The 22,532-nt window shown below is 69.9% G+C and carries 22 protein-coding genes; 17 read left to right on the forward strand and 5 right to left on the reverse strand.

Annotation, left to right across the window (positions count from 1 at the left end; all coding sequences use genetic code 11):
* The first annotated feature begins 21 nt into the window (after positions 1–21).
* From hemL to ccsB, 7 genes are all read left to right on the forward strand, one after another.
* Positions 22–1,338 (forward strand): glutamate-1-semialdehyde 2,1-aminomutase, encoded by a 1,317-nt coding sequence (gene hemL, locus SLUN_RS23160; RefSeq protein ID WP_108151274.1) that lies wholly within the window; start codon positions 22–24, stop codon positions 1,336–1,338.
* Positions 1,335–2,009, forward strand: a complete 675-nt coding sequence (locus SLUN_RS23165) for a histidine phosphatase family protein (RefSeq protein WP_108151276.1) — start codon at positions 1,335–1,337, stop codon at positions 2,007–2,009. The genes hemL and SLUN_RS23165 overlap by 4 nt, the downstream gene beginning before the upstream one ends.
* Positions 2,010–2,144: 135 nt before the next feature.
* Entirely contained in the window at positions 2,145–3,392 is a 1,248-nt protein-coding gene (locus SLUN_RS23170; protein WP_108151278.1) for a polysaccharide deacetylase family protein, read from the forward strand.
* 68 nt (positions 3,393–3,460) lie between these two features.
* The gene (locus SLUN_RS23175; protein ID WP_108151280.1) at positions 3,461–4,063 is read left to right on the forward strand and encodes a TlpA family protein disulfide reductase; all 603 of its coding nucleotides are present in this window, start codon (positions 3,461–3,463) and stop codon (positions 4,061–4,063) included.
* A gap of 3 nt (positions 4,064–4,066) precedes the next feature.
* Positions 4,067–4,831 (forward strand): cytochrome c biogenesis CcdA family protein, encoded by a 765-nt coding sequence (locus tag SLUN_RS23180; RefSeq protein WP_108151282.1) that lies wholly within the window; start codon positions 4,067–4,069, stop codon positions 4,829–4,831.
* A gap of 5 nt (positions 4,832–4,836) precedes the next feature.
* Positions 4,837–6,528, forward strand: a complete 1,692-nt coding sequence (gene resB / locus SLUN_RS23185; RefSeq protein WP_108151284.1) for a cytochrome c biogenesis protein ResB — start codon at positions 4,837–4,839, stop codon at positions 6,526–6,528.
* On the forward strand, positions 6,525–7,610 hold the full coding sequence (ccsB, locus tag SLUN_RS23190; protein WP_108151286.1) for a c-type cytochrome biogenesis protein CcsB: 1,086 nt from the start codon (positions 6,525–6,527) through the stop codon (positions 7,608–7,610). The genes resB and ccsB overlap by 4 nt, the downstream gene beginning before the upstream one ends.
* A gap of 75 nt (positions 7,611–7,685) precedes the next feature.
* Here the strand turns inward: ccsB and SLUN_RS23195 are convergent, their stop codons facing one another.
* Together SLUN_RS23195 and SLUN_RS23200 are read right to left on the reverse strand one after the other, a co-directional pair.
* Positions 7,686–8,660, reverse strand: coding sequence for an isopenicillin N synthase family dioxygenase (locus tag SLUN_RS23195; protein ID WP_108151288.1), 975 nt, complete (start codon positions 8,658–8,660; stop codon positions 7,686–7,688).
* Positions 8,608–9,057: a nucleoside deaminase gene (locus SLUN_RS23200; protein ID WP_108151290.1), complete on the reverse strand. Its 450-nt coding sequence runs from the start codon at positions 9,055–9,057 to the stop codon at positions 8,608–8,610. Before SLUN_RS23200 ends, SLUN_RS23195 begins: the two co-directional genes overlap by 53 nt.
* Positions 9,058–9,164: 107 nt before the next feature.
* On the opposite strand from SLUN_RS23200, the gene SLUN_RS23205 reads away from it, so the two are divergent.
* On the forward strand, positions 9,165–10,106 hold the full coding sequence (locus SLUN_RS23205) for a DMT family transporter (RefSeq protein ID WP_108151292.1): 942 nt from the start codon (positions 9,165–9,167) through the stop codon (positions 10,104–10,106).
* Here SLUN_RS23205 and SLUN_RS23210 read toward each other — a convergent pair.
* Together SLUN_RS23210 and SLUN_RS23215 are read right to left on the reverse strand one after the other, a co-directional pair.
* On the reverse strand, positions 10,009–10,956 hold the full coding sequence (locus tag SLUN_RS23210) for a LysR family transcriptional regulator (RefSeq protein ID WP_108151294.1): 948 nt from the start codon (positions 10,954–10,956) through the stop codon (positions 10,009–10,011). The two genes, SLUN_RS23205 and SLUN_RS23210, sit on opposite strands and share 98 nt — an antisense overlap.
* Positions 10,956–11,279 (reverse strand): PLD nuclease N-terminal domain-containing protein, encoded by a 324-nt coding sequence (locus tag SLUN_RS23215; protein WP_108151296.1) that lies wholly within the window; start codon positions 11,277–11,279, stop codon positions 10,956–10,958. Before SLUN_RS23215 ends, SLUN_RS23210 begins: the two co-directional genes overlap by 1 nt.
* 88 nt (positions 11,280–11,367) lie before the next feature.
* Between SLUN_RS23215 and SLUN_RS23220 the strand changes: the two genes are divergently transcribed.
* From SLUN_RS23220 to SLUN_RS23230, 3 genes are read left to right on the forward strand one after another with little or no spacing between them, the layout of a single operon-like run.
* The gene (locus SLUN_RS23220) at positions 11,368–12,819 is read left to right on the forward strand and encodes a menaquinone biosynthesis decarboxylase (protein ID WP_108151298.1); all 1,452 of its coding nucleotides are present in this window, start codon (positions 11,368–11,370) and stop codon (positions 12,817–12,819) included.
* The gene (gene mqnP / locus SLUN_RS23225; protein WP_108151300.1) at positions 12,816–13,718 is read left to right on the forward strand and encodes a menaquinone biosynthesis prenyltransferase MqnP; all 903 of its coding nucleotides are present in this window, start codon (positions 12,816–12,818) and stop codon (positions 13,716–13,718) included. The genes SLUN_RS23220 and mqnP overlap by 4 nt, the downstream gene beginning before the upstream one ends.
* A gap of 21 nt (positions 13,719–13,739) precedes the next feature.
* A complete protein-coding gene (locus SLUN_RS23230) occupies positions 13,740–14,405 on the forward strand; it encodes a UbiX family flavin prenyltransferase (protein WP_108151301.1) in 666 nt (221 codons plus the stop codon).
* A gap of 17 nt (positions 14,406–14,422) precedes the next feature.
* Here the strand turns inward: SLUN_RS23230 and SLUN_RS39570 are convergent, their stop codons facing one another.
* Positions 14,423–14,569 (reverse strand): hypothetical protein, encoded by a 147-nt coding sequence (locus SLUN_RS39570; protein WP_159100310.1) that lies wholly within the window; start codon positions 14,567–14,569, stop codon positions 14,423–14,425.
* Positions 14,570–14,689: 120 nt separating this feature from the next.
* Here SLUN_RS39570 and SLUN_RS23235 point away from each other — a divergent pair, with 120 nt between their 5' ends.
* From SLUN_RS23235 to SLUN_RS23260, 6 genes are all read left to right on the forward strand, one after another.
* Complete coding sequence (locus tag SLUN_RS23235; protein ID WP_108151303.1) at positions 14,690–15,145, forward strand: Lrp/AsnC family transcriptional regulator; 456 nt, start codon at positions 14,690–14,692, stop codon at positions 15,143–15,145.
* Between the two features lie 104 nt (positions 15,146–15,249).
* Positions 15,250–16,416, forward strand: a complete 1,167-nt coding sequence (mqnE, locus tag SLUN_RS23240; protein ID WP_108154892.1) for an aminofutalosine synthase MqnE — start codon at positions 15,250–15,252, stop codon at positions 16,414–16,416.
* Between the two features lie 11 nt (positions 16,417–16,427).
* On the forward strand, positions 16,428–16,955 hold the full coding sequence (locus tag SLUN_RS23245) for a GNAT family N-acetyltransferase (protein WP_108151305.1): 528 nt from the start codon (positions 16,428–16,430) through the stop codon (positions 16,953–16,955).
* A 107-nt stretch (positions 16,956–17,062) separates the two neighbouring features.
* Positions 17,063–17,317, forward strand: coding sequence for a DUF4229 domain-containing protein (locus tag SLUN_RS23250; RefSeq protein WP_175256516.1), 255 nt, complete (start codon positions 17,063–17,065; stop codon positions 17,315–17,317).
* 184 nt (positions 17,318–17,501) lie between these two features.
* On the forward strand, positions 17,502–18,116 hold the full coding sequence (locus SLUN_RS23255) for a TetR/AcrR family transcriptional regulator (protein WP_371413841.1): 615 nt from the start codon (positions 17,502–17,504) through the stop codon (positions 18,114–18,116).
* Positions 18,117–18,511: 395 nt separating this feature from the next.
* Positions 18,512–22,504, forward strand: a complete 3,993-nt coding sequence (locus tag SLUN_RS23260; protein WP_108151311.1) for a Pls/PosA family non-ribosomal peptide synthetase — start codon at positions 18,512–18,514, stop codon at positions 22,502–22,504.
* Positions 22,505–22,532: the final 28 nt, after the last annotated feature.

The following is a 22,532-nucleotide window of genomic DNA, read 5'->3' on the forward strand; positions in this document are numbered from 1 at the left end:
GCATCGCAGATCAGGACCAAAGTGTCGTATTCATACGAAGCCCCAGTTTCGCAGGCGCTTTTCGACCGCGCGTCGCTCGTGACGCCCGGCGGCGTGAACTCTCCCGTCCGTGCCTTCCGCGCCGTGGGCGGTACGCCCCGGTTCATGGTGTCCGGTACGGGTCCGTACCTCACCGATGCCGACGGGCGCGAGTATGTCGACCTCGTCTGCTCGTGGGGGCCGATGATCCTCGGGCACTCCCACCCGGCCGTCATCGAGGCGGTCCAGACCGCGGTGGCCCGCGGCACCTCCTTCGGTACGCCCGGTGAGGGCGAGGTCGCACTCGCCGAGGAGATCGTGGCGCGGATCGAGCCCGTCGAGCAGGTGCGGCTTGTTTCGAGCGGTACGGAAGCGACGATGTCCGCGATCCGGCTCGCCCGGGGTTTCACCGGCCGGGCCAAGGTCGTGAAGTTCGCCGGCTGCTACCACGGTCATGTGGACGCGCTGCTCGCCGCGGCCGGCTCGGGGGTGGCGACCTTCGGGCTGCCGGACACGCCGGGCGTCACGGGCGCGCAGGCCGGCGACACGATCGTGCTGCCGTACAACGACCTCGAAGCGGTGCACGAGGCCTTCCACGCGCACCCCGGCGAGATCGCCTGTGTGATCACCGAGGCCTCGCCGGGCAACATGGGCGTCGTACCGCCGCGTCCCGGCTTCAACCAGGGCCTCAAGGACGCCTGCGCCAAGAACGGCGCGCTGTACGTCTCCGACGAGGTCATGACCGGCTTCCGTACCTCGAAGTCCGGCTGGTACGGCATCGACGGCGTCGCGCCCGATCTGATGACCTTCGGCAAGGTCATGGGCGGCGGCTTCCCGGCCGCCGCGTTCGGCGGGCGCCAGGACATCATGGGTCACCTCGCCCCGGCCGGTCCCGTCTACCAGGCGGGCACCCTCTCCGGTAACCCCGTCGCCACCGCCGCCGGTCTCGCGCAGCTGCGGTTGCTCGACGACGCCGCGTACGAGAAGATCGACGCCGTCTCGGCAGAGATCCAGCGTCTGGTGACGGACGCGCTCGCCAAGGAGGGCGTCGCCCACCGGCTGCAGACGGCGAGCAATATGTTCTCCGTCTTCTTCACGGGCTCGGACGTCCGCAACTACGAGGACGCGAAGAAGCAGCAGTCCTTCCGCTTCACCGCCTTCTTCCACGCGATGCTCGCGCAGGGCGTCTATCTGCCGCCGTCCGCCTTCGAGTCCTGGTTCGTCTCCACGGCCCACGACGACCGGGCGATCGAGCGGATCGCCGCCGCGCTGCCCGCCGCCGCCCGCGCCGCCGCCGAGGCGACGGGGGTTTCGGCATGAGCGAGATCACCGTCGTCCACGTCGTACGCCATGGCGAGGTCCACAACCCCGACGGGGTGCTGTACGGCCGCCGCTCCGGCTATCACCTCTCCGAGCTCGGCCGGCAGATGGCCGACCGGGTCGCCGAGCATCTCGCGGACCGCGACATCACCCATGTGGTGTCCTCGCCGCTGGAGCGTGCGCAGGAGACCGCGACCCCCGTCGCCAAGAGTCACAGCCTCACCCTCGACACCGACGAGCGGCTGATCGAGGCGGGCAACGTCTTCGAGGGCAAGACCTTCGGGGTCGGCGACGGCGCGCTGCGCAAGCCCGCCAACTGGAAGCACCTGACCAACCCGTTCCGCCCGTCCTGGGGGGAGCCGTACGTCGATCAGGTCGTACGGATGATGGGCGCGCTGGACTCCGCACGGGACGCGGCCCGCGGGCACGAGGCCGTCTGCGTCAGCCATCAGCTGCCGATCTGGATCGTGCGGAGCTTCGTCGAGAAGCGCCGGCTCTGGCACGATCCGCGCCGCCGGCAGTGCACGCTCGCGTCGCTGACCACCTTTACGTATCAGGACGACAGGATCGTCTCGGTCGGCTACACCGAGCCCGCGCGCGATCTTGTTCCCGCGCACCTTCTCGCCGGTGCGAAACCCGTGAAGGGCAAGGCCAAGGCATTCGGCGCGTAGTCCGGGCGAGTCCGGGCGTAGTTGCGCACGAAATTAAGTACGAGCTTTCGGAACCCCCGCCTTCGAGCAGGCATCTGAAACGGTGCCGGTTTGGAAGGGCTCTCCGGGCAAAGGGAGAGCGCGGATGGGGGGGATATGCGCGACATCAGCCGAAGGGGTCTGCTCGGGGCGGGACTTGGAGCCGCGGCCGCGATCGGAATCGCGGGCTGCGGCTCCCTCGACCCGGACAGATCAGGACAGTCCGGACATGGTGCGGATGGCGGCAAGGGCAAGGACGGCAGTCCCTCGCCGTCCAAGAGCGGAGGCCGGCCGATCGGCGACGGCTCCACATCCGACACCGGAAAGCAGCCACACCAGCCCGCCGCGCCCGTTCCCCTCGAACCGGGCCAGACCCCGCCGCAATTCGTGATCTTCTCCTGGGACGGCGCGGGCGAGGTCGGCAACGGACTCTTCCCGCGGTTCCTCGAACTCGCCAGGAATCACGATGCGGCGATGACCTTCTTCCTCTCCGGGATCTATCTGCTCCCCGAATCGAAGAAGACGCTCTACCGTCCGCCGAACAACGGCATCGGCGCGTCCGACATCGGATATCTCACCGACGATCACATCAAGGCGACGCTGAAGTACGTACGCCAGGCATGGCTCGACGGCCATGAGATAGGCACGCACTTCAACGGGCACTTCTGCGCCGGCTCGGGCACGGTCGGCGACTGGTCGCCCGCCGACTGGCAGAACGAGATCGACCAGGCCGTGAAGTTCGTCACCGAGTGGCGTACGAACACCGGCTGGACGGACATCGACCCGCTGCCCTTCGACTACCGCAAGGAACTGGTCGGCGCCCGCACCCCCTGCCTGCTCGGCCAGGACAAGCTGCTGCCCACGGCGAAGAGGCTCGGCTGGCGCTACGACGCCAGCTCGCCGGGCGGCCGCCAGATGTGGCCGGTCAAGCGCATGGGCCTGTGGGATCTGCCGCTCCAGCAGGTGCCGTTCCCCGGGCGCTCCTTCGAGGTCCTCTCGATGGACTACAACATGCTCGCCAATCAGTCGCAGAATTCGACCAAGGGCATGCCCGAGCGCTATCCCGGCTGGAAGAGGCAGGCCACCGAGGCGTATCTCGCCGGATTCGAGCGCGCCTACGAGTCCAATCGCGCGCCCTTCTACATAGGCAACCACTTCGAACAGTGGAACGGCGGCATCTACATGGACGCCGTCGAGGAAGCCCTCAAGGGCATGGCCGGCAAGAAGGACGTACGGCTGGTGTCCTTCCGGCAGTTCTGTGACTGGCTCGACGTCCAGGACCCGCAGGTTCTGGCCAGGCTCCGTACGCTCGAGGTCGGTCAGTCCCCGGCCGGCGGCTGGAACACGTTCCTCAAGCCGGTCTGACAGGGTGCTTTCCGGGCACCCCGGGGGGCGCGGAAAGATCCCTGGAACGGTCATGCGAAACTTTTCACATGAGCCTTAGCCGTGCCTCCCGCGCTGCCCTGCTGACCGCTGTGGTCGCCGCCGGTGCGCTCACCCTCTCGGCTTGCGGCGGGGGCGGCGGAAAGTCCGGCGGCGGCGGTGACACCAACTTCGTCACCGACACCGGCGGCATCTCCACCGTCGCGAAGGGCGAGCGCACAGCCCCCGGCAAGCTCGCCGGTGAGACCCTCGCGGGCACGGCGCTGGACATCGCCGACCTCAAGGGCAAGGTTGTCGTGATGAACGTCTGGGGCTCCTGGTGCCCGCCCTGCCGCGCCGAGGCCCCGCATTTCGCCAAGGTCGCCAAGGAGTCGAAGGCGAAGGGCGTGGAGTTCGTCGGGATCAATACCCGCGACCCCAACAAGGGCCCCGCGCTCGCCTTCGAGAAGGATTACGAGGTCGAGTACCCGAGTCTGTACGACCCGGCGGGCAAGCTGGTCACCCATGGCTTCCCCAAGGGCAGCCTCAATCCGCAGGCCATTCCCTCCACGATCGTGCTCGACCGCGAGGGGAAGATCGCGGCCCGCTCACTCAAGGCACTCGGCGAATCGGAACTCCGCAAGATCATCGACCCGTTGATCGCGGAGAAGTGACCCGTGGAAGTTCTCGCCGCCACGTCCGGCACGTATGACACGGTTTTCGGCGGAGCCCTGATCCTCGCGCTGCCCATTGCCGCACTCGGCGGCCTCGTCTCCTTCTTCTCGCCCTGCGTGCTGCCCCTCGTCCCCGGCTATCTGTCGTACGTCACCGGGGTCAGCGGCACCGACCTGGCCGAGGCCAAGCGCGGCCGGATGGTCGCGGGAGCCTCCCTCTTCGTCCTCGGCTTCACCGCCGTCTTCGTCTCCGGCGGCGCGCTCTTCGGCTACTTCGGCTCGACACTCCAGGGGCAGCAGGAGGTTCTCTCCAAGATCCTCGGTGTGCTGATGGTCCTGCTGGGCGTGTTCTTCATGGGCCTGATGCCCTGGCTCACCCAGCGTGAATTCCGCATCCACAAGCGGCCGGTGACCGGGCTGGCCGGCGCGCCGGTGCTCGGCGCGCTCTTCGGTGTCGGCTGGACGCCGTGCATCGGGCCGACGCTCTCGGCCGTCCAGGTGCTCGCCGCCGAGCAGGCGAGCGCGGGCCGCGGGGCCATACTGACCGTCGCGTACTGCATGGGACTCGGTCTGCCGTTCGTGCTCGCGGCGGTGGCGTTCCGCAAGGCGCTCGGTGCGTTCGGCTGGGTCAAGCGCCACTACGCCTGGGTGATGCGGATCGGCGGCGTCATGATGATCGCGACCGGTCTGCTGCTGCTGACCGGTGTCTGGGACAGCCTCGTGCAGGAGATGCAGGTCTGGTCCAACGGCTTCACGGTGGGGATCTGAGTTCCATGAGCAAGACAGACGCAGAGCTGCGGGCGGAAGAGCGGCGGGAGAGCAAGGACCTCGGCGCGGCCGGGGCTCTGCTGTCGACCGCTCCCCGGGAAGAGCTCATCGCCGGTCCCACCCTCGGAGTCGTCGGCTGGGCCCGCTGGTTCTGGCGGCAGCTGACCTCGATGCGGGTCGCGCTGATTCTCCTCCTCCTGCTCTCGCTCGGCGCGATCCCCGGCTCGATCATTCCGCAGAACAGCGTGGACGAGCTGAAGGTGCAGTCCTTCAAGGAGGCCCACGAGACGGTCTCGCCGGTCTACGAGAAGCTGCAGTTCTTCGACGTCTACAGCTCGGTGTGGTTCTCGGCGATCTACATCCTGCTGTTCGTCTCCCTCATCGGCTGCATCGTGCCGCGCACCTGGCAGTTCGTCGGCCAGCTCCGGGGCCGCCCGCCGGGCGCCCCCGGCCGGCTGACCCGGCTGCCGGCGTACACCACCTGGCGCACCGAGGCCGGGCCCGAGCAGGTGCGCGAGGCCGCCCTCGCGATCCTGAAGAAGCGCCGCTTCCGCGCCCACACCGTCGGCGACGCGGTCGCGGCCGAGAAGGGCTATCTGCGCGAGGCCGGCAATCTCCTCTTCCACATCGCGCTGATCGTGATGCTGGTGGCCTTCGCCGCCGGCCAGCTCCTCAAGTCCGAGGGCGGCAAGCTGATCGTCGAGGGCGACGGCTTCTCCAACACCCTCACCCAGTACGACGACTTCAAGTCCGGCTCGATGTTCAGCTCGGACGAGCTCGCGCCGTTCAGCTTCACGCTGGACCGGTTCACCGGGACGTACGCGAAGACCGGCCCGCAGCGCGGCACGCCGCGCACCTACGAGGCCGACGTCACCTACACGCGCGGCGACGGCACCGAGGGCAAGAAGACCATCGAGATCAACAAGCCCCTCGTGTTCGACGACACCAAGGTCTATCTCAACGGCCACGGGTACGCGCCCGTCGTCACCGTCCGGGACGGCAAGGGCAAGGTTGTCTTCAACGGCGCGGTTCCGCTGCTGCCCATCGACAACAACGTCACCTCCACCGGCGCGATCAAGGTGATGGACGGCTACCGCGACACATCCGGCAAGAAGGACCAGCTGGGCTTCCAGGCCTTCTTCGTGCCGACGTTCGGGGGCGCGGGCAAGGGCGACATGTTCTCGCAGTTCCCCGGTCTCGAGTTCCCCGTGCTCGCCCTCACCGGCTACCACGGCAGCCTGGGCGTCGACGCGGGCCTGCCGCAGAACGTGTACCAGCTCGACACCCGCAAGCTGACCCAGTTCAAGGACCCCAAGGGCGAGATTCTCAAGGCGCGGCTCCTGCCCGGCGAGAAGATGACCCTGCCCGACGGCGCCGGTTCCATCACCTTCGAGAAGGAAGTGAAGGAGTGGGCGACCTTCCAGATCACGCGGCAGCCGGCCACCGGCTGGGCGCTGACCGGGGCGATCGCCGCCATCGGCGGTCTCGTCGGCTCGCTGTTCATCCAGCGCCGCCGCGTCTGGGTGCGGGCGGTCCAGGGGGAGGACGGCGTAACCGTCGTCGAAATGGCGGGACTCGGCCGCAGTGAGTCCCCGAAGCTTCCCGAAGAGCTGGCCGACCTGGCCGTAACCCTCCATTCAGAGGCGCCGACGGCGCCTGAACCCTCAGACGTAGCTGCCGAAGGGGCTGAGAAGTGACTCTCGCCGCCGCCACCAACGAGAACCTCGCGCACATCAGCAATGTGCTGATCTATTCGTCGATGGCCGTCTACACGCTGGCCTTCTTCGCCCATATCGCCGAGTGGGTCTTCGGCAGCCGCAGCAAGGTGGGCCGTACCGCCGCCGCGCTGACCGGCGGTGGCACCGCCGCCGGGGCTCGTTCGGTCACCGTCCAGGTCAAGCAGGGCGGTGGCACCGCCGTACTGGACAGGCCCAAGGTCGTCACCCGCTCGGCGGCCGGCACGCGTGACGTCCCGGACGGCCCCGGCGCGTCCGGCGGCACCGAGAAGGGCGATCTGTACGGCCGGATGGCCGTCTCGCTGACCGTCCTCGGCTTCCTCATCGAGGCGGCCGGCGTCGTGGCCCGCGCGATGTCGGTGCAGCGGGCCCCCTGGGCCAACATGTACGAGTTCTCCATCACCTTCTCCACGGTGGCGGTCGGCGCGTACCTCTGCTTCCTGCTCGCCAGGAAGAACATCCGCTGGATCGGGCTGCCGCTGGTCACCACCGTCCTGCTGGACCTGGGCATCGCCACGACCGGGCTGTACACCGAGAGCGACCAGCTCGTCCCGGCCCTGCACTCGTACTGGCTGTGGATCCACGTCTCCACCGCGATCATCTGCGGCGCGGTCTTCTATCTCGGTGCTGTCGGCACGCTCTTCTATCTGCTGCGCGACTTCTACGAGGCGAAGGTCGCCCGCGGGGGCGAGATCAGCGGCCTGCGCACCTCGATCATGGAGCGGCTGCCCGCGGCGTCCACGCTCGACAAGTTCTCCTACCGGATCAACGCCGCGGTCTTCCCGCTGTGGACCTTCACGATCATCGCGGGCGCGATCTGGGCGGGCGACGCCTGGGGCCGCTACTGGGGCTGGGACCCCAAAGAGGTCTGGTCCTTCATCACCTGGGTCGCGTACGCCTGCTACCTGCACGCCCGCGCCACCGCGGGCTGGAAGGGCCGCAAGGCGGCCACGCTGGCGCTCATCGCCTTCGGCTGCTGGCTGTTCAACTACTACGGCGTGAACATCTTCGTCACCGGCAAGCACTCCTACGCGGGCGTCTGAGCCGCCACCGGAGGAAACTGGTGCCACGACCGGGGCCCTGGGCCATGGCACCAGCGGAGCTGCGGGAGGAGTACGTCAGCCGGCCGTGATCGCGTCGAGCTGGGCCCGCAGATATGTGTGCGAGTCGATGCCCCTGACCTCCGTGCCCGGATCGCACTCGTAGAAGTAGACCAGCGAGATCAGCTCCTCGGCCGGTACGTCCGCGGGCGGCGGCAGCACCCGGTGGCGGCCCGAGCGCCAGCGGTCGCCCGTCCAGCGGGCCATCAGGTCGCCGATGTTGATGGTGAAGGCCGCGGGGTCGTACGGCGCGTTCTCCCAGCCGCCCTCTTCCGTGAACACCTGGAGCCCGCCCTTTCCGGCCTGGCGGTCCAGGACGGTGACCGTGCCGAAGTCGGTGTGCGGGCCGATGCGGAACTGGCCGGGCTGCGGGGGACCCACGGTCCCGGTGCCGGGATACCAGTTGATGTTGAAGCCCCAGGTGGGGTGCCCGGTGTGCCCGGTGAAGAAGGTGCGGGACTCGCCGAGCGCCACCCCGAGCAGCTCAAGCAGCCGGTCACAGAGCGCCCGCATGTGCCCGAGATACGTCTCCACCAGGGCTTTCAGCTTCGGTGCCTCGGCCGGCCAGGTGTTGGGCGCGAACCACTCGGCGTCGACGGCCGGGTCGCCGGTGGGGTCCTCGGCGGCGAAGGACAGCGACTCCTTCAGGTCCGGCGGAGTCTCCGTACCCTCTGCGTATCCGTTCGCCTCCGCGCCGGGCCCGAGCCAGCCGCGCCCGCCGACCTTCACCGCGTACGGCTCCTTGGCACCGGACGGCAGTCGGAAGAACTCCCGCGCCGCCTCCCGGATTTCCGCCCGCAGGTCGGGATCGACGCCGTGCCCGGTGACCAGCAGGAACCCGGCGGTCCGCAGGGCCTGGTCGACGGCCGCCGCGATCTCCGCGCGGGCGGCCGGGTCCCCGGAGAACCAGGGACGCAGATCGATGGTGGGAATCCTGGGCTCAGTCACCGATGTCCTCGCTCCACAGCTCGGGGTTGGACTTGATGAAGTCATCCATCAGCGTTTCGCACTCGGCGTCGTCCAACAGCACGATCTCCACGCCGTGTTCGGCCAGCCAGTCGTGCCCGCCGTGGAAGGTCGCGGCCTCGCCGATCACCACCCGGGAGATCCCGAACTGCCGCACCAGACCGCTGCAGTACCAGCAGGGCGAGAGCGTCGTCACCATCGTCGTACCCCGGTACGAGCGCTGCCGGCCGGCCGCGCGGAAGGCCGCGGTCTCCGCGTGCGTCGACGGATCGCCGTCCTGTACGCGGCGGTTGTGGCCGCGCCCCAGCAGGGTCCCGTCCGCCCCGTACAGCGCGGCGCCGATCGGAATCCCGCCCTCGGCCAGCCCGGCGCGCGCCTCGTCGACGGCCGTCGCCAGCCACGTCCCGTACTCCGCGTGCTCCATGGCGCTCACATCCCGAACGTACGTCATCGGCGGTGCCGATCGGCCCATCGGCAGGACGCCCCACTGGCCCGTGGACCGGCTGCCGCCCGGTTCGTAGCGTCATTGTCATGACTACGGACAAGTCCCTGGAGAGCCGGGGCACCCTCGAACTCACCCTTGCCATGGTGCTCTCCGGCACCCTCGGAATCTTCGTCGTCGAGTCCGGCGCGTCGCCCTTCAACGTGGTGTTCTTCCGCAGTCTCTTCGGGGCGGTCGCGCTGGGCGCGTACGCCCTGGCCCGCGGCTACTTCACCGACCACGGATTCACCCCGAAGAAGCTCGCCCTCGCCGCGCTCGGCGGCGCGTTCATCGTCTTCAACTGGGCGTTCCTCTTCAAGGCGTACGAGGCCACGTCCATCTCGCTGGCGACGGTCGTCTACCACACGCAGCCGTTCTACGTGGTGCTGCTCGGCGCGCTCCTCTTCCGCGAGCGGATCACCGCCGCCAGGTTCGGCTGGCTCGCCGTCGCCTTCGCCGGACTGATGCTCGTCTCGGGAGTGAGCCCCGCCGACCCCGGCTCGCTCGAAGGCCTCGGCTTCGCCCTGCTCGCCGCGCTCTTCTACGCGATCTCCACCGTGATCACCAAGCGGGTGAGGGGAGTACGCCCCCATCTCGTCGCCCTCGTCCAGGTCCTGGTCGGCATCCCGCTGCTGCTGCCCTTCGCCGACTTCGCCGCCGCGAGCGGCCTCGGCAGCGGCTGGGCATGGCTCGTCGGGCTCGGCCTGATCCACACCGGCCTGATGTACGTCCTGATGTACGCCGCCTACCAGAAGCTGCCCACCGCGAAGATCGCCGTGCTCGCCTTCACCTACCCGGCCGTCGCGATGGTCGCCGACTGGGCGGTGTACGGACACCACATCGGCCTCGTCCAGGCGCTCGGCGTCCCGCTGATCGTGCTCGCGAGCCTGAAAGTCAGCTTTGCCAAGTCTCCCCGTACGGCGGTCGGTTCACCTGCTCCGACCGGTCCGACGACTCCTGCTCCCGTACCAGCCGCACCGTCTCGTCGATGAACAGCCGGACATGGCGCGGCAGCCGCTTCCCCTCCCGCCACGCCACCTGCGTGTGCAGCTGGAACGGCGGCTCCCAGGGCAGCGCGACGAGCACCCCCGTCGCCAGCTCCTGGCGCACCGCCATCCGCGGCAGCAGCGCGACACCGAGACCGCCGGCCACACCCCGCTTGGTCGCCTCGATCGTCCCGAACTCCATGAAGGGCGGGGGAGTGCCGGTGCTCTCGCGCAGCTCCCGCTCGAAGAGATCGCGGTACGGGCAGCCCGGCTCCGTACCCACCAGCTGCACCTCCGACAGATCGACCGTCGCGAGCTTCGCCTCCCCGGCCAGCGCGTGGGTGGGCGCACAGACCAGTACCAGCGGCTCGGCGGTCAGCACCTCGGTCTCCAGGCCCGCGTGCACGGTCTCGCGCTCCATCAGAAAGCCGATGTCGTACACGCCCTGGCGCAGCGCCTGCCGGGTCTCGTCGCCGAGGGTGGGGCGCAGCGACAGCTTCACCAGCGGATAGCGGTGGTGGAAGAGCTCCAGCAGCGCGGGCAGCCGGTAGGAGGTGAGAGACTCCATGGTGCCGATGTTGATCGTGCCGTTGGGCTCGTCGACGCCGTTGACCGCGGTCCGGGCCTCCGCCGACAGGTCGATGATCCGGCGCGCGTACGGCAGCAGCCGCTCGCCCGCCTCCGTCAGACGGATCCTGCTGCCGAGCCGGTCGAAGAGCTCCGTGCCGAGCGAGGCCTCCAGCGCGCGGATCTGGCTGGTGACACTCGACTGGGCGTATTTCAGTTCGGCCGCCGCCTGCGTGAAGGAGAGAACGGTGGCGACCTTCTCGAAGGTGACCAGCAGGCGCAGCTCCATCAGGACGGGTCGTCCCCGTCCCGGTTCTTGTTGTCGTCCTTCTTGTCCTCGTCCTTGAGGGAACGCAGGAAGTCGGGGTTGTCGTCGGGAGCGACCCAGCCCCGCCGGCCCGCCGCGCCCCGCGCGCCTCCGGCCGGGGAGCCTTGGCGCTTCTTGCCCGCGAACAGCCAGACGGCCGGGCCGACGATGGTGAAGATGAGGATGATGAGCACCCAGACGACCTTGGGCAGGTGCTTGACCTCTTCCTCAGGCGTGTTGAGGCAGTCGATGAAGGCGTAGATCGTCAGCGCCAGCATCAGAAGGAACGGCAGGTACCTGAGCATCGTGGAGCGGGCCCCCCGGAGTGCGGCGGCGGGGCTGGTACGGCCCCGGTGACAGGTCAAGGGTAGTGGGTGGCCGATACTGGTCGGCATGGCTTACGACGATCTTCGCTCCCTGCTCCGGGCGCTGGAGCGCGAGGGAGACCTCAAGCGCATCAAGGCCGAGGTCGACCCCTGTCTGGAGGTCGGGGAGATCGTCGACCGGGTGAACAAGGCCGGCGGCCCCGCGCTGCTCTTCGAGAACGTGCGCGGATCGGCGATGCCGCTCGCGATGAACGTCTTCGGTACCGACCGCCGGCTGCTCAAGGCGCTCGGCCTGAAGTCGTACACGGAGATCAGCGACAAGATCGGCGGGCTGCTCAAGCCGGAACTGCCGCACGGCTTCGTCGGGGTGCGCGAGGCGTTCGGGAAGCTCGGCACGATGGTCCACGTACCGCCGAAGAAGGTGAAGGACGCGCCGGTGCAGGAAGTCGTCCTGCGCGGCGACGACGTGGACCTGGACCAGCTGCCCGCGCTGTTCACCTGGCCGAAGGACGGCGGCTCCTTCTTCAACCTGGGCCTCACGCACACCAAGCACCCGGAGACGGGCGTACGCAACCTCGGTCTGTACCGCCTCCAGCGCCACGACCGGCGCACCATCGGCATGCACTGGCAGATCCACAAGGACAGCCGCAACCACTACGCGGTGGCCGCGAAGAAGGGCGAGCGGCTGCCGGTCGCGATCGCCTTCGGCTGTCCGCCGGCCGTGACGTACGCGTCCACCGCGCCGCTGCCCGGCGACATCGACGAGTACCTCTTCGCGGGCTTCATCCAGGGCAAGCGGATCGAGATGGTCGACTGCAAGACGGTGCCGCTGCAGGTCCCGGCCAACGCCGAGGTCGTCATCGAGGGGTGGCTGGAGCCCGGCGAGATGCTGCCGGAGGGCCCCTTCGGCGACCACACCGGCTTCTACACTCCGCAGGAGCCCTTCCCCGCGCTGACCATCGACTGCGTCACGATGCGCAGGCGCCCGCTGCTCCAGTCGATCGTGGTGGGCCGCCCGCCGACGGAGGACGGTCCGCTGGGCCGGGCCACCGAGCGGTTCTTCCTCCCGCTGCTCAAGATCATCGTGCCGGACATCGTGGACTACCACCTGCCCGAGTCGGGCGGCTTCCACAACTGCGCGATCGTCTCGATCGACAAGAAGTACCCCAAGCACGCGCAGAAGGTCATGCACGCGATCTGGGGCGCGCACATGATGTCGTTGACGAAGCTGATCGTCGTCGTGGACGCCGACTGCGACGTCCACGATCTGCACGAGGTCTCCTGGCGGGCGCTCGGCAACACCGACTACGCCCGTGACCTGACCGTCGTCGAAGGCCCGGTCGACCACCTCGACCACGCCTCGTACCAGCAGTTCTGGGGCGGCAAGGCGGGCATCGACGCGACGAAGAAGCTCCCCGAGGAGGGGTACGTCCGGGACGGCGGCTGGCCGGACATGGTCGAGTCCGACCCGGAGACGGCGGCGAAGGTCGACCGCCGTTGGAAGGAGTACGGCCTGTGACCAGTGCTGCCGCCGCAGTCCCGCAACCCGGCAGGACCAAGGCCTTTCTCCGCCTGGTGATGATCGAGCACTCGGTCTTCGCGCTGCCCTTCGCGTACATCGCCGCGCTCACCGCGATGTTCCGGCTGGACGGGAACATCCACTGGGGGCGGCTGCTCCTGGTCACGATCGCCATGGTCGGCCTGCGGACCTTCGCGATGGCCTGCAACCGCATCATCGACCGCGAGATCGACGCCCGCAATCCGCGTACCGCGGGCCGCGAACTCGTCACCGGCGCCGTCTCGGTGCGGTCCGCGTGGACCGGGGCCGGGGTCGCCGTCGTCGTCTTCCTCGGCGCGGCCGCCGCGCTGAACCCGCTGTGCCTCGCGCTCGCCCCCATCGCGGTGATCCCGATGGTGGTCTATCCGTACGGCAAGCGGTTCACCAACTTCCCGCACGCCATCCTCGGCCTCGCCCAGGCCATGGGCCCGGTCGGCGCCTGGATCGCCGTCACCGGGCAGTGGTCCTGGGACGCGGTGATCCTCGGCCTCGCGGTCGGCGTCTGGATCGGCGGCTTCGACCTGATCTTCGGCACTCAGGACGTCGACGCCGACCGCGCCCACGGCGTGATGTCGGTCCCGGCCCGCTTCGGCATCCCCGCGGCGCTCTACGGCGCTCGGACCTGCCATGTCGTGACGACGGTCCTGCTCGTCTGGTACGCCCTGGCCACGGACGCCGGCGGGTTCTTCTGGACCGGCCTGGTGATCGTCACGGCGGCGTTCCTCTACGAGCACACCATCGTCCAGCCGCACGACCTGTCCCGCCTCAACCGCGCCTTCTTCACGGTCAACGGCTTCATCGGAATCGTCCTCTTCGCGTGCGCGCTGCTCGATCTCCTGGTGCGCGGCCTCACTGTGTAACCGGCGGATAGGCTCATCAGCATGAACGACGCCAAGCGCACCCCGTGGGTGGTGGGCGTCTCCGGCGCGTCCGGGACGCCCTACGCCGCCGCCGTGCTGCGCGGGCTGCTGGCCGCCGGCGAGAGCGTGGACCTGGTGGTCAGCCGTGCCTCGCGCCTCACGCTGCTCGACGAGACCGCGATCGCGTTCCGTGACGCGCACTGGCGCACGGACCTGCGGGAGTGGCTGGCGCGCGGGGCCGACGGAAAGCCGGGCACCTTCGAGGTAGATGTCGAGGCAGTGCGGCACTGGGGCGCGGGAGACCTGGCCGCCGGGCCGTCCTCGGGTTCGTACCCGGTCAAGGGGATGCTGATCGTGCCCGCGTCCACGGCGTGTGTGGCCGGGGTGGCGCTCGGGCTCTCGAAGGATCTGCTGCAGCGGGCGGCGAGCGTGACGCTCAAGGAGCGGCGGAAGCTGGTGGTCGCGGTGCGGGAGACTCCGCTGAACGGACAGACCCTCAGGCATCTGGTGACGCTGGACGAGGCGGGCGCCGTGGTGCTGCCCGCCTCACCGGCGTTCTACGCGGGGGCGACACACATCCAGGATCTGGTGGACTTCGTCGCGGGGCGGGTGCTGGACGCGGCAGGGGTGCCGCATGAGCTGTACCGCCGTTGGGAGGGAGAGCTGGGTGGCTCTCGTACGGACTAGCCCGGACTGGCCCGGGACTAGCGCTTCTTGGTGCGGCGGGCCGTACGGGTCCTGTCGACCCGGTGGGCGGCAGCAGGCTGATGGACACGCGAGCGGTCGGCCAGCTCCTGCAGCTGTCGCATCTGGGCGTAGGCCATCTCGATCGTGTACACGGGGAAGCTCACTCCTGAAATTTTGAAGGATCATCGTTGATCGTGTGAAAGATTCACAGGGGATTTTCCCTGTGTGCCTTAGATTCTATACGTAAACTTGCGAGATCGCTGAACAATGGAAGGTCCAGGCATATGGACGCGGTGGACAGGCAGCTCATCCAGGCGCTCAGGGAGAACGGCAGGGCCTCGTACGCGGAGCTCGGCCGGCTCGTCGGGCTCTCCGGGCCCTCCGTCACCGACCGCATCAACCGCCTCGAGGCGGCGGGTGTCATCACCGGCTACCGCGCCACCGTCGACGCCAAGTCGCTCGGTCTCGGTGTCACGGCCCTGATCGGCCTCTCGCTCTCCGACGCGGCCGACCACGAGGACGTGGCGCGCCGGCTGAAGGACCTCGCCGAGATCGAGGACCTGTGGTTCATCGCGGGCGACGACTCGTACATGCTCAAGGTGCGGGCGAACGACGTGGACGGTCTGGAGAAGACCATCCGCCGGCTGAGCGGCACCAGGGGCGTGTCGCGCACGCGCACCACGATCGTGCTCTCCACCAAGTGGGAGAACCGGGTCGGAGATCTGCCGGACGAGGGCTGACGCGGAGCGTCAACGGGGGTGCCCCCGCCTGCGAAGTGCGGGGGAGTAACGTGGTGGAGCCTGTTGTACGGAGACATTTGGGAGGCGGCCACGTGACCGCATCGATCAACGATGTAGGACTCAAGCGCGAGCTGGAGCAGAAGGTCCGGGCCGGGGAGCGGCTGACCCGCGAGGACGGCATCGCCCTCTACGAGTCGGACGACCTGGCGTGGCTCGGCGGCCTCGCGCACGAGGTGCGGACGCGCAAGAACGGTGACGTCGTCCACTTCAACGTCAACCGCCACCTCAACATGACCAACGTGTGCACCGCGTCGTGCGCGTACTGCTCGTTCCAGCGCAAGCCGGGCGAGAAGGACGCGTACACCATGCGCATCGAGGAGGCCGTCCGCCTCGCCAAGACGATGGAGGGCGAGAACCTCACCGAGCTGCACATCGTCAACGGGCTCCACCCCAACCTGCCGTGGCGCTACTACCCGCGCTCGCTCAGCGAGCTCAAGAAGGCCCTCCCGAACGTCTCCCTGAAGGCCTTCACCGCCACCGAGATCCACCACTTCGAGACCATCTCCGGGCTGTCGGCCTCCGAGATCCTCGACGAGCTCATCGACGCCGGTCTGGAGTCGCTCACCGGCGGCGGCGCCGAGATCTTCGACTGGGAGGTCCGGCAGCACATCGTCGACCACCGCACCCACTGGGAGGACTGGTCGCGCATCCACCGCCTCGCGCACTCCAAGGGCCTCAAGACCCCCAGCACGATGCTGTACGGGCACATCGAGGAGCCCCGCCACCGCGTCGACCACGTGCTGAGGCTGCGTGAACTTCAGGACGAGACCGGCGGCTTCCAGGTCTTCATCCCGCTGCGCTACCAGCACGACTTCGTGGACATGAAGGACGGCAAGGTCCGCAACCGCCTCCAGGCGCGTACGACCATGGCCACCGGCGCCGAGGCGCTGAAGACCTTCGCGGTCTCCCGGCTGCTGTTCGACAACGTCCCGCACGTCAAGGTCTTCTGGGTGATGCACGGAGTGCAGACCGCTCAGCTCGCGCTGCAGCACGGCGCCGACGACATGGACGGCTCGGTCGTCGAGTACAAGATCACGCACGACGCGGACAACTACGGCACGCCGAACAAGCTGACCCGTGACGATCTGCTCGACCTGATCCGCGACGCCGGCTTCCGCCCGGTGGAGCGGAACACCCGCTACGAGATCATCCGCGAGTACCCGGGCCCGGACGCCGACCGCCGTGAGTCGCCGCAGCCCATGCGCGTCTGAACCCGGCCGCCATGCCCCTCGTCTTCCAGCTCGACCCGCCCGGCGGCCCCGCCCTGCGTGACGGCGTCCTGGCCCTCTGGGCCGATGTCTCCAACGCGGGCGGCGCCGTCGGGTTCGTGCCGCCCGTGACGACCGAGGAGATACGGCCCGAGTGGCGCAAGCACCTGCGGGCCATGGCGGAGCGCCGCACCCGCCTCCTCGTCGGGTACGACGAGGACGGCGCCGTCGCGGCCACCGCCTTCCTCACGTACAACACCCACCGGCTGATGGCCCACTGGGTCTGGCTCTACACGGTGATGGTCCACCCCAAGCACCAGGGCAAGGGACACGGCCGCGAACTGATGGCGGCGGCCGCCGACGCGGCCCGCACCTTCGACGGCGTCGAGGCGATCCGGCTCACCTGCCGCGGCGGCACCGGCGCCGACCGGTTCTACGGCTCCTGCGGCTACAAGGAAGTCGGGCGGGTGCCCGGCGCGATCCGGGTCGCCGACGGCGACGACCGCGACGACGTGATCATGCTGCTGCCCCTGTCCCGCTGAATCGATCGATTCCGGGACATGCTTCACTGGTTCGGCACGACCTGTCGTACGAAGAGAGAAGGCCCGCCGTGTCCGCCAAGACGAGCGCCGCGATCCGGTACACCACGATGCGCCTCGCCATCTTCATCGGCTGCCTCGTCGCCGTGGGCGGCCTGGTCCAGATCGGCGTACTGCCCAAGGGACTTGGCGACTCCAACTTCGTCTGGGTCATCCTGCTCGCCCTCGTACTCTCCGCGCCGCTCAGCTTCATCCTGCTGCGCAAGCAGCGCGACGCGATGTCCGAGCAGATCGTCGGCAAGGTCGACCAGGCCAAGGCCCGGCTCGAGGCCAGCCGTTCGCAGGAGGACGGCGCCGTCCAGTAGGCGCCCCAGCGCGTGTGTGCGGCTTGAGCACGGGCGGCCCTCTTCTCCGTATCTACGGGGGAGGGGGCCGTTCTGCGTCCGCTGGGTCGTCGAGGGCCGAGCCCGTAGGCTTACCGCGGAGTAGGGGTGTGGGGGGGGGAGGATGTCTGACATGGGTCCTGTGAAGGGCGTGAGAAGCAAACGCATGCCGCGCGCTGTGCGTGAGCGGCAGATGATGGACGCGGCGGTGCGGACCTTCGGGCAGCGCGGGTACCGGGCGGCGTCGATGGACGAGATCGCCGAACTGGCCGGGGTCTCCAAGCCGTTGGTCTATCTGTACTTGAACTCCAAGGAGGAGCTCTTCACGGCGTGCATCCGGCGTGAGGCGGATGCGCTGATCGCCGCGGTGCGGGCGGGGGCCGAGCCGAGGCTCGCGGCGGACCGGCAGTTGTGGGCGGGGCTCGCGGCGTTCTTCACGCACACCGCCGTGAACCCGGACGGCTGGGCGATCCTGCACCGCCAGGCTCGGACGCACGGGGAGCCGTTCGCCGCCGAGGTGGCGACGATGCGGGACGAGATCGTGGCCTTCGTGACCGGGCTGATCGGGGCCGCGGCACGTGAGACGCACCGGGAGTCCGAGCTGGCCGCCCGGGATATGGCGGGGCTGGCGCAGGCGTTGGTGGGCGCGGCGGAGTCGCTGGCCGGGTGGGCGAACGAGACGGAGGGCGTCTCGGCGAAGGAAGCGGCGGGAACGCTGATGAACTTCGCCTGGATGGGGCTCGGGGACCTGATGAAGGGCGCGCGCTGGTCTGCCCGGTGAGGTGGACGCGGTCGCCGCTGCGGACCGCTGCGGGACTCCCACGCCGGCTCCCGGGACGGCCGTCACGTGTGAACACAGAGTGACTGGCCAGTGCCTTTCGACACACTCAAGATCTCTTCGCCGCGTCGGACCGACATGCGCGCGGCGGCTCCGGCGACCCTCCCGAGCAGGGACGATGTCATTCGATCATGACGCCCGTGGGGTGATGTGGCCGGATGGTGTGTTCCGCGCACAACAGGCGAGGTGGGTTAACGGCGGATAAACTCCTCGTTTGCCGTGCGCGGAATGGGGATTCGCAGCGCATTCGACACGACCTACGGAGAGTGAGAGATGCGTACGAGCCAGTCCGGCCCCGACCGGATCCAAGCCATATCGGGCGACCTGCGGGACGCTGCATGACCGTCGCCCCGGAGACACCCACCCTGCTCGATCCGCTGCTCGACGAGGCGCCCGCGCCCGCGCTCTTCACCGCCGGTGGTGCCGCGCCCGAGCGCACGCTGCTCGACATTCTCGACGAGACCGCCCGCCGTCACCCGGATGCACCCGCCGTCGACGACGGTGATGCGCCCCTCACCTACGGCGCCCTGCTCGCCGAGGTCGAGGCACTGCGGCTGGAGCTCGCCGCCGCCGGGATCGGCGTCGGCGACCGCGTCGGCGTACGTGTGCCGTCCGGCACCGCCGACCTGTACGTCTCGATCCTCGCCGTGCTCGCCGCCGGCGCGGCCTACGTCCCGGTCGATGCCGAGGACCCCGACGAGCGCGCCGAACTGGTCTTCACCGAGGCCGCCGTCAGCGCCGTCATCGGCGCGGGCCGCGCCATCGAGCGCTGCGGCGCCCCCGGGGGCGACACGGGCCGCCGGCCGGGACCGGACGACGACGCCTGGATCATCTTCACCTCCGGCTCCACCGGCAAGCCCAAGGGCGTTGCCGTAAGCCACCGCAGCGCCGCGGCCTTCGTCGACGCCGAGGCCCGGCTCTTCCTGGCGAAGGAGCCGCTCGGTCCGGGCGACCGCGTCCTCGCCGGGCTCTCCGTGGCCTTCGACGCGTCCTGCGAGGAGATGTGGCTGGCCTGGCGCTACGGCGCCTGCCTCGTCCCCGCCCCCCGTTCGCTCGTACGCACCGGTCTCGACCTCGGCCCCTGGCTGGTCGAGCAGCGCATCACCGTCGTGTCGACGGTCCCCACCCTCGCCGCGCTCTGGCCGGCCGAGGCCCTCGACGACGTACGGCTGCTGATCTTCGGCGGCGAGGCGTGCCCGCCCGAGCTGGCCGAGCGGATGGCCGTCGCCGGGCGCGAGGTCTGGAACACGTACGGTCCGACCGAGGCCACCGTCGTCGCCTGTGCGGCGCTGCTGACGGGCGAAGGTCCGGTACGGATCGGCCTGCCGCTGGACGGCTGGGAACTCGCCGTCGTGGACGCCCGTGGTGAGCTCGTACCCATGGGCGAGACCGGCGAGCTGGTCATCGGCGGGGTCGGCCTCGCCCGCTACCTGGACGCGGACAAGGACGCGGAGAAGTACGCGCCCCTGCCCGCGCTGGGCTGGGACCGCGCGTATCGCAGCGGTGACCTGGTCCGGTCGGAGGAGGAAGGCCTGCTCTTCGTCGGCCGCGCGGACGAGCAGATCAAGCTCGGCGGCCGCCGCATCGAGCTCGGCGAGATCGACGCGGCGCTGCAGGCCCTGCCGGGCGTGGCCGGAGCGGCGGCGGCGGTTCGCACGACGGCGGGCGGGCACCAGCTGCTGGTCGGCTATGTGGTGCCGAGCGTCCCGACGGCCGGTGCGGCTGCGGGGGACGGCGCGGCCTCCGGCCCGGAGGCCGCCCACGACGCCATGACCTCCGCCGCCGCAGACGGCATCGCCGACCCCCTGCCCCTCGACGCCGAACCCTTCGACCAGGCCGACGCCGTCGCACGCCTCCGCAAGGAGCTGCCCGCCGCGCTCGTGCCCCTGATCGCTGTCGTCGATACCCTCCCGACCCGGACCTCCGGCAAGGTCGACCGGGCCGCTCTGCCCTGGCCGCTGCCCGGCGCGGGTACGCCGGACGCCGGTCAGGCCGAGCTCACCGCCGCCGAAGCCTGGCTCGCCGAGCAGTGGGCGGAGCTTCTCGGTGCGCCCGTGACCAGCCCCGACGCGGACTTCTTCGTGAGCGGCGGTGGCAGTCTCGCCGCCGCGCAGCTGGTGTCGCGGATCCGGGAGCGGTACGCCACCGGGTCCGTCGGTGACATCTACCAGAACCCGACCCTCGGCGCGCTCGCCCGGACCCTGGAGGCGTCTTCCGCAGGCGGGCCCGAGGCCGGTGAGATGCGGCCGGTGCCGCGTCGTGCCGCTGTCGTACAGAGCTTGCTCATGCTGCCGCTGCTCAGTGTCGCCGGGCTGCGGTGGGGCGTCGTCGCGGCCGCCATCAGCAATGTGGTCGCGGCGCCGTGGGCGCCGACGGTCTCGTGGTGGTGGATCGCGCTCGGCTGGCTGCTGTTCGTCAGCCCGCCCGGGCGGATCGTGATCGCGGCAGGTGGCGCGCGGCTGCTGCTGCGCGGCCTGCGCCCCGGTACGTACGCCCGTGGTGGCGGTGTCCACCTGCGCCTGTGGACCGCGGAACGCCTCGCCGAGCTCAGCGGCGCCACCAGCCTCGCGGGCATCTGGCTCACCTATTACGCACGGGCGCTCGGCGTCCGCATCGGCGACGAAGTCGATCTGCACTCCCTTCCGCCGGTGACCGGCATGCTGCGGCTCGGCAAGGGCAGCGCCGTCGAGCCCGAGGTGGACCTGTCGGGCCACTGGCTCGACGGCGACCGGCTGCACATCGGCTCGGTCCGGATCGGCGCCGGAGCCACCGTCGGCGCCCGCAGCACGCTCTTCCCGGGCGCGCGCGTCGGCAAGCGCGCCGAGATCGCCCCCGGAGCGGGCGTGACCGGCACGGTCCCGGCCGGCGAGCGCTGGTCGGGCGTGCCCGCCGCCCGCAAGGGCAAGGCCAACCGCCGTCTCCCCGCGGGACGCCCCCCGCGCACCCGCCGCTGGACGACGGTCTATTCGGTCACGTCGCTGGCCCTCGGTCTGCTGCCCGCGCTCGCGGCGCTGCCCGGTCTGCTGGTGATGGGCCTGTTCGTGCGCGGCAGCGCCGGTCTCGGCGATGCGCTGACGGCCGCCCTGGCCGCCGTACCGCCGGCGACGGTCGTCGCCATGATCACGTACGCGCTGCTGATCCTCGCGGGCGTACGCACTCTCAGCATCGGACTGCGCGAGGGCTACCACCCCGTGCACGGCCGCGTCGCCTGGCAGGCGTGGGCGACCGAGCGGCTGATGGACATGGCGCGGGTGCATCTCTTCCCGCTCTACGCGAGCCTGTTCACGCCCGTGTGGCTGCGGGCGCTCGGCATGAAGGTGGGCCGCGGGGTCGAGGCGTCGACCGTGCTGGCGCTGCCCGCGATGACGACGGTCGGCGACGGCGCGTTCCTCGCGGACGACACCATGGTGGCGAGCTATGAACTCGGCGGCGGCTGGCTCCGCATCGCCGAGGCCCGGGTCGGCAAGCGGGCCTTCCTCGGCAACTCCGGGATGACCGCCGCGGGCCGCTCCGTGCCCAAGCGGGGCCTGGTCGGCGTGCTGTCCTCGACCCCGAAGCGGGCGAAGGCGGGCAGCTCCTGGCTCGGCATGCCGCCGATGAAGCTGCCCCGGGCGGCGGAGGAGGGCGACCAGAGCCGTACCTTCGACCCGCCGAAGCGGCTGAAGTGGGCGCGCGCGATCGTCGAGATCTGCCGGATCGTGCCGGTCATGTGCAGTGTGGCGCTCGCCGTACTCGGACTGGCGGCCTTCGAACTGCTGGCCGCCCGCCTCGGAGTCGGACTCGCGGTGCTGTGCGGCGGCGGCGTGCTGCTCGCCGGCGGCCTGCTGGCCTGTGCGGTCGCGATCGCGATGAAGTGGCTGCTGGTCGGCCGTTTCCGGGCCGTCGAGCACCCGCTGTGGTCGTCCTTCGTGTGGCGCAACGAGCTCGCGGACACCTTTGTCGAGGTGCTCGCCGTGCCGTGGCTGGTCGGCGCGACCGGCGGCACCCCGCTGATGAACCTGTGGCTGCGCGGTCTCGGCGCCCGCATCGGGCGCGGCGTCTGGTGCGAGACGTACTGGCTGCCGGAGGCCGACCTGGTCACCATCGGCGGCGGCGCGAGTGTGAATCGCGGTTGTGTGGTGCAGACGCACCTCTTCCACGACCGGATCATGCGCATGGACAATGTCGTCCTCGGAGCCGGTGCGACGCTCGGCCCGCACGGCATCGCGCTGCCCGGCGCGGTCATCGGCGCCCGCGCCGCGGTCGGTCCGGCGTCGCTGGTGATGCGCGGGGAGAGCGTGCCCGCGGGCACCCGCTGGCTGGGCAACCCGATCGCGGCCTGGAAGCCGTAACGCACACGAGGCACAGTCACACGAGGCA

Source organism: Streptomyces lunaelactis (assembly GCF_003054555.1).
Lineage (GTDB): Bacteria > Actinomycetota > Actinomycetes > Streptomycetales > Streptomycetaceae > Streptomyces > Streptomyces lunaelactis.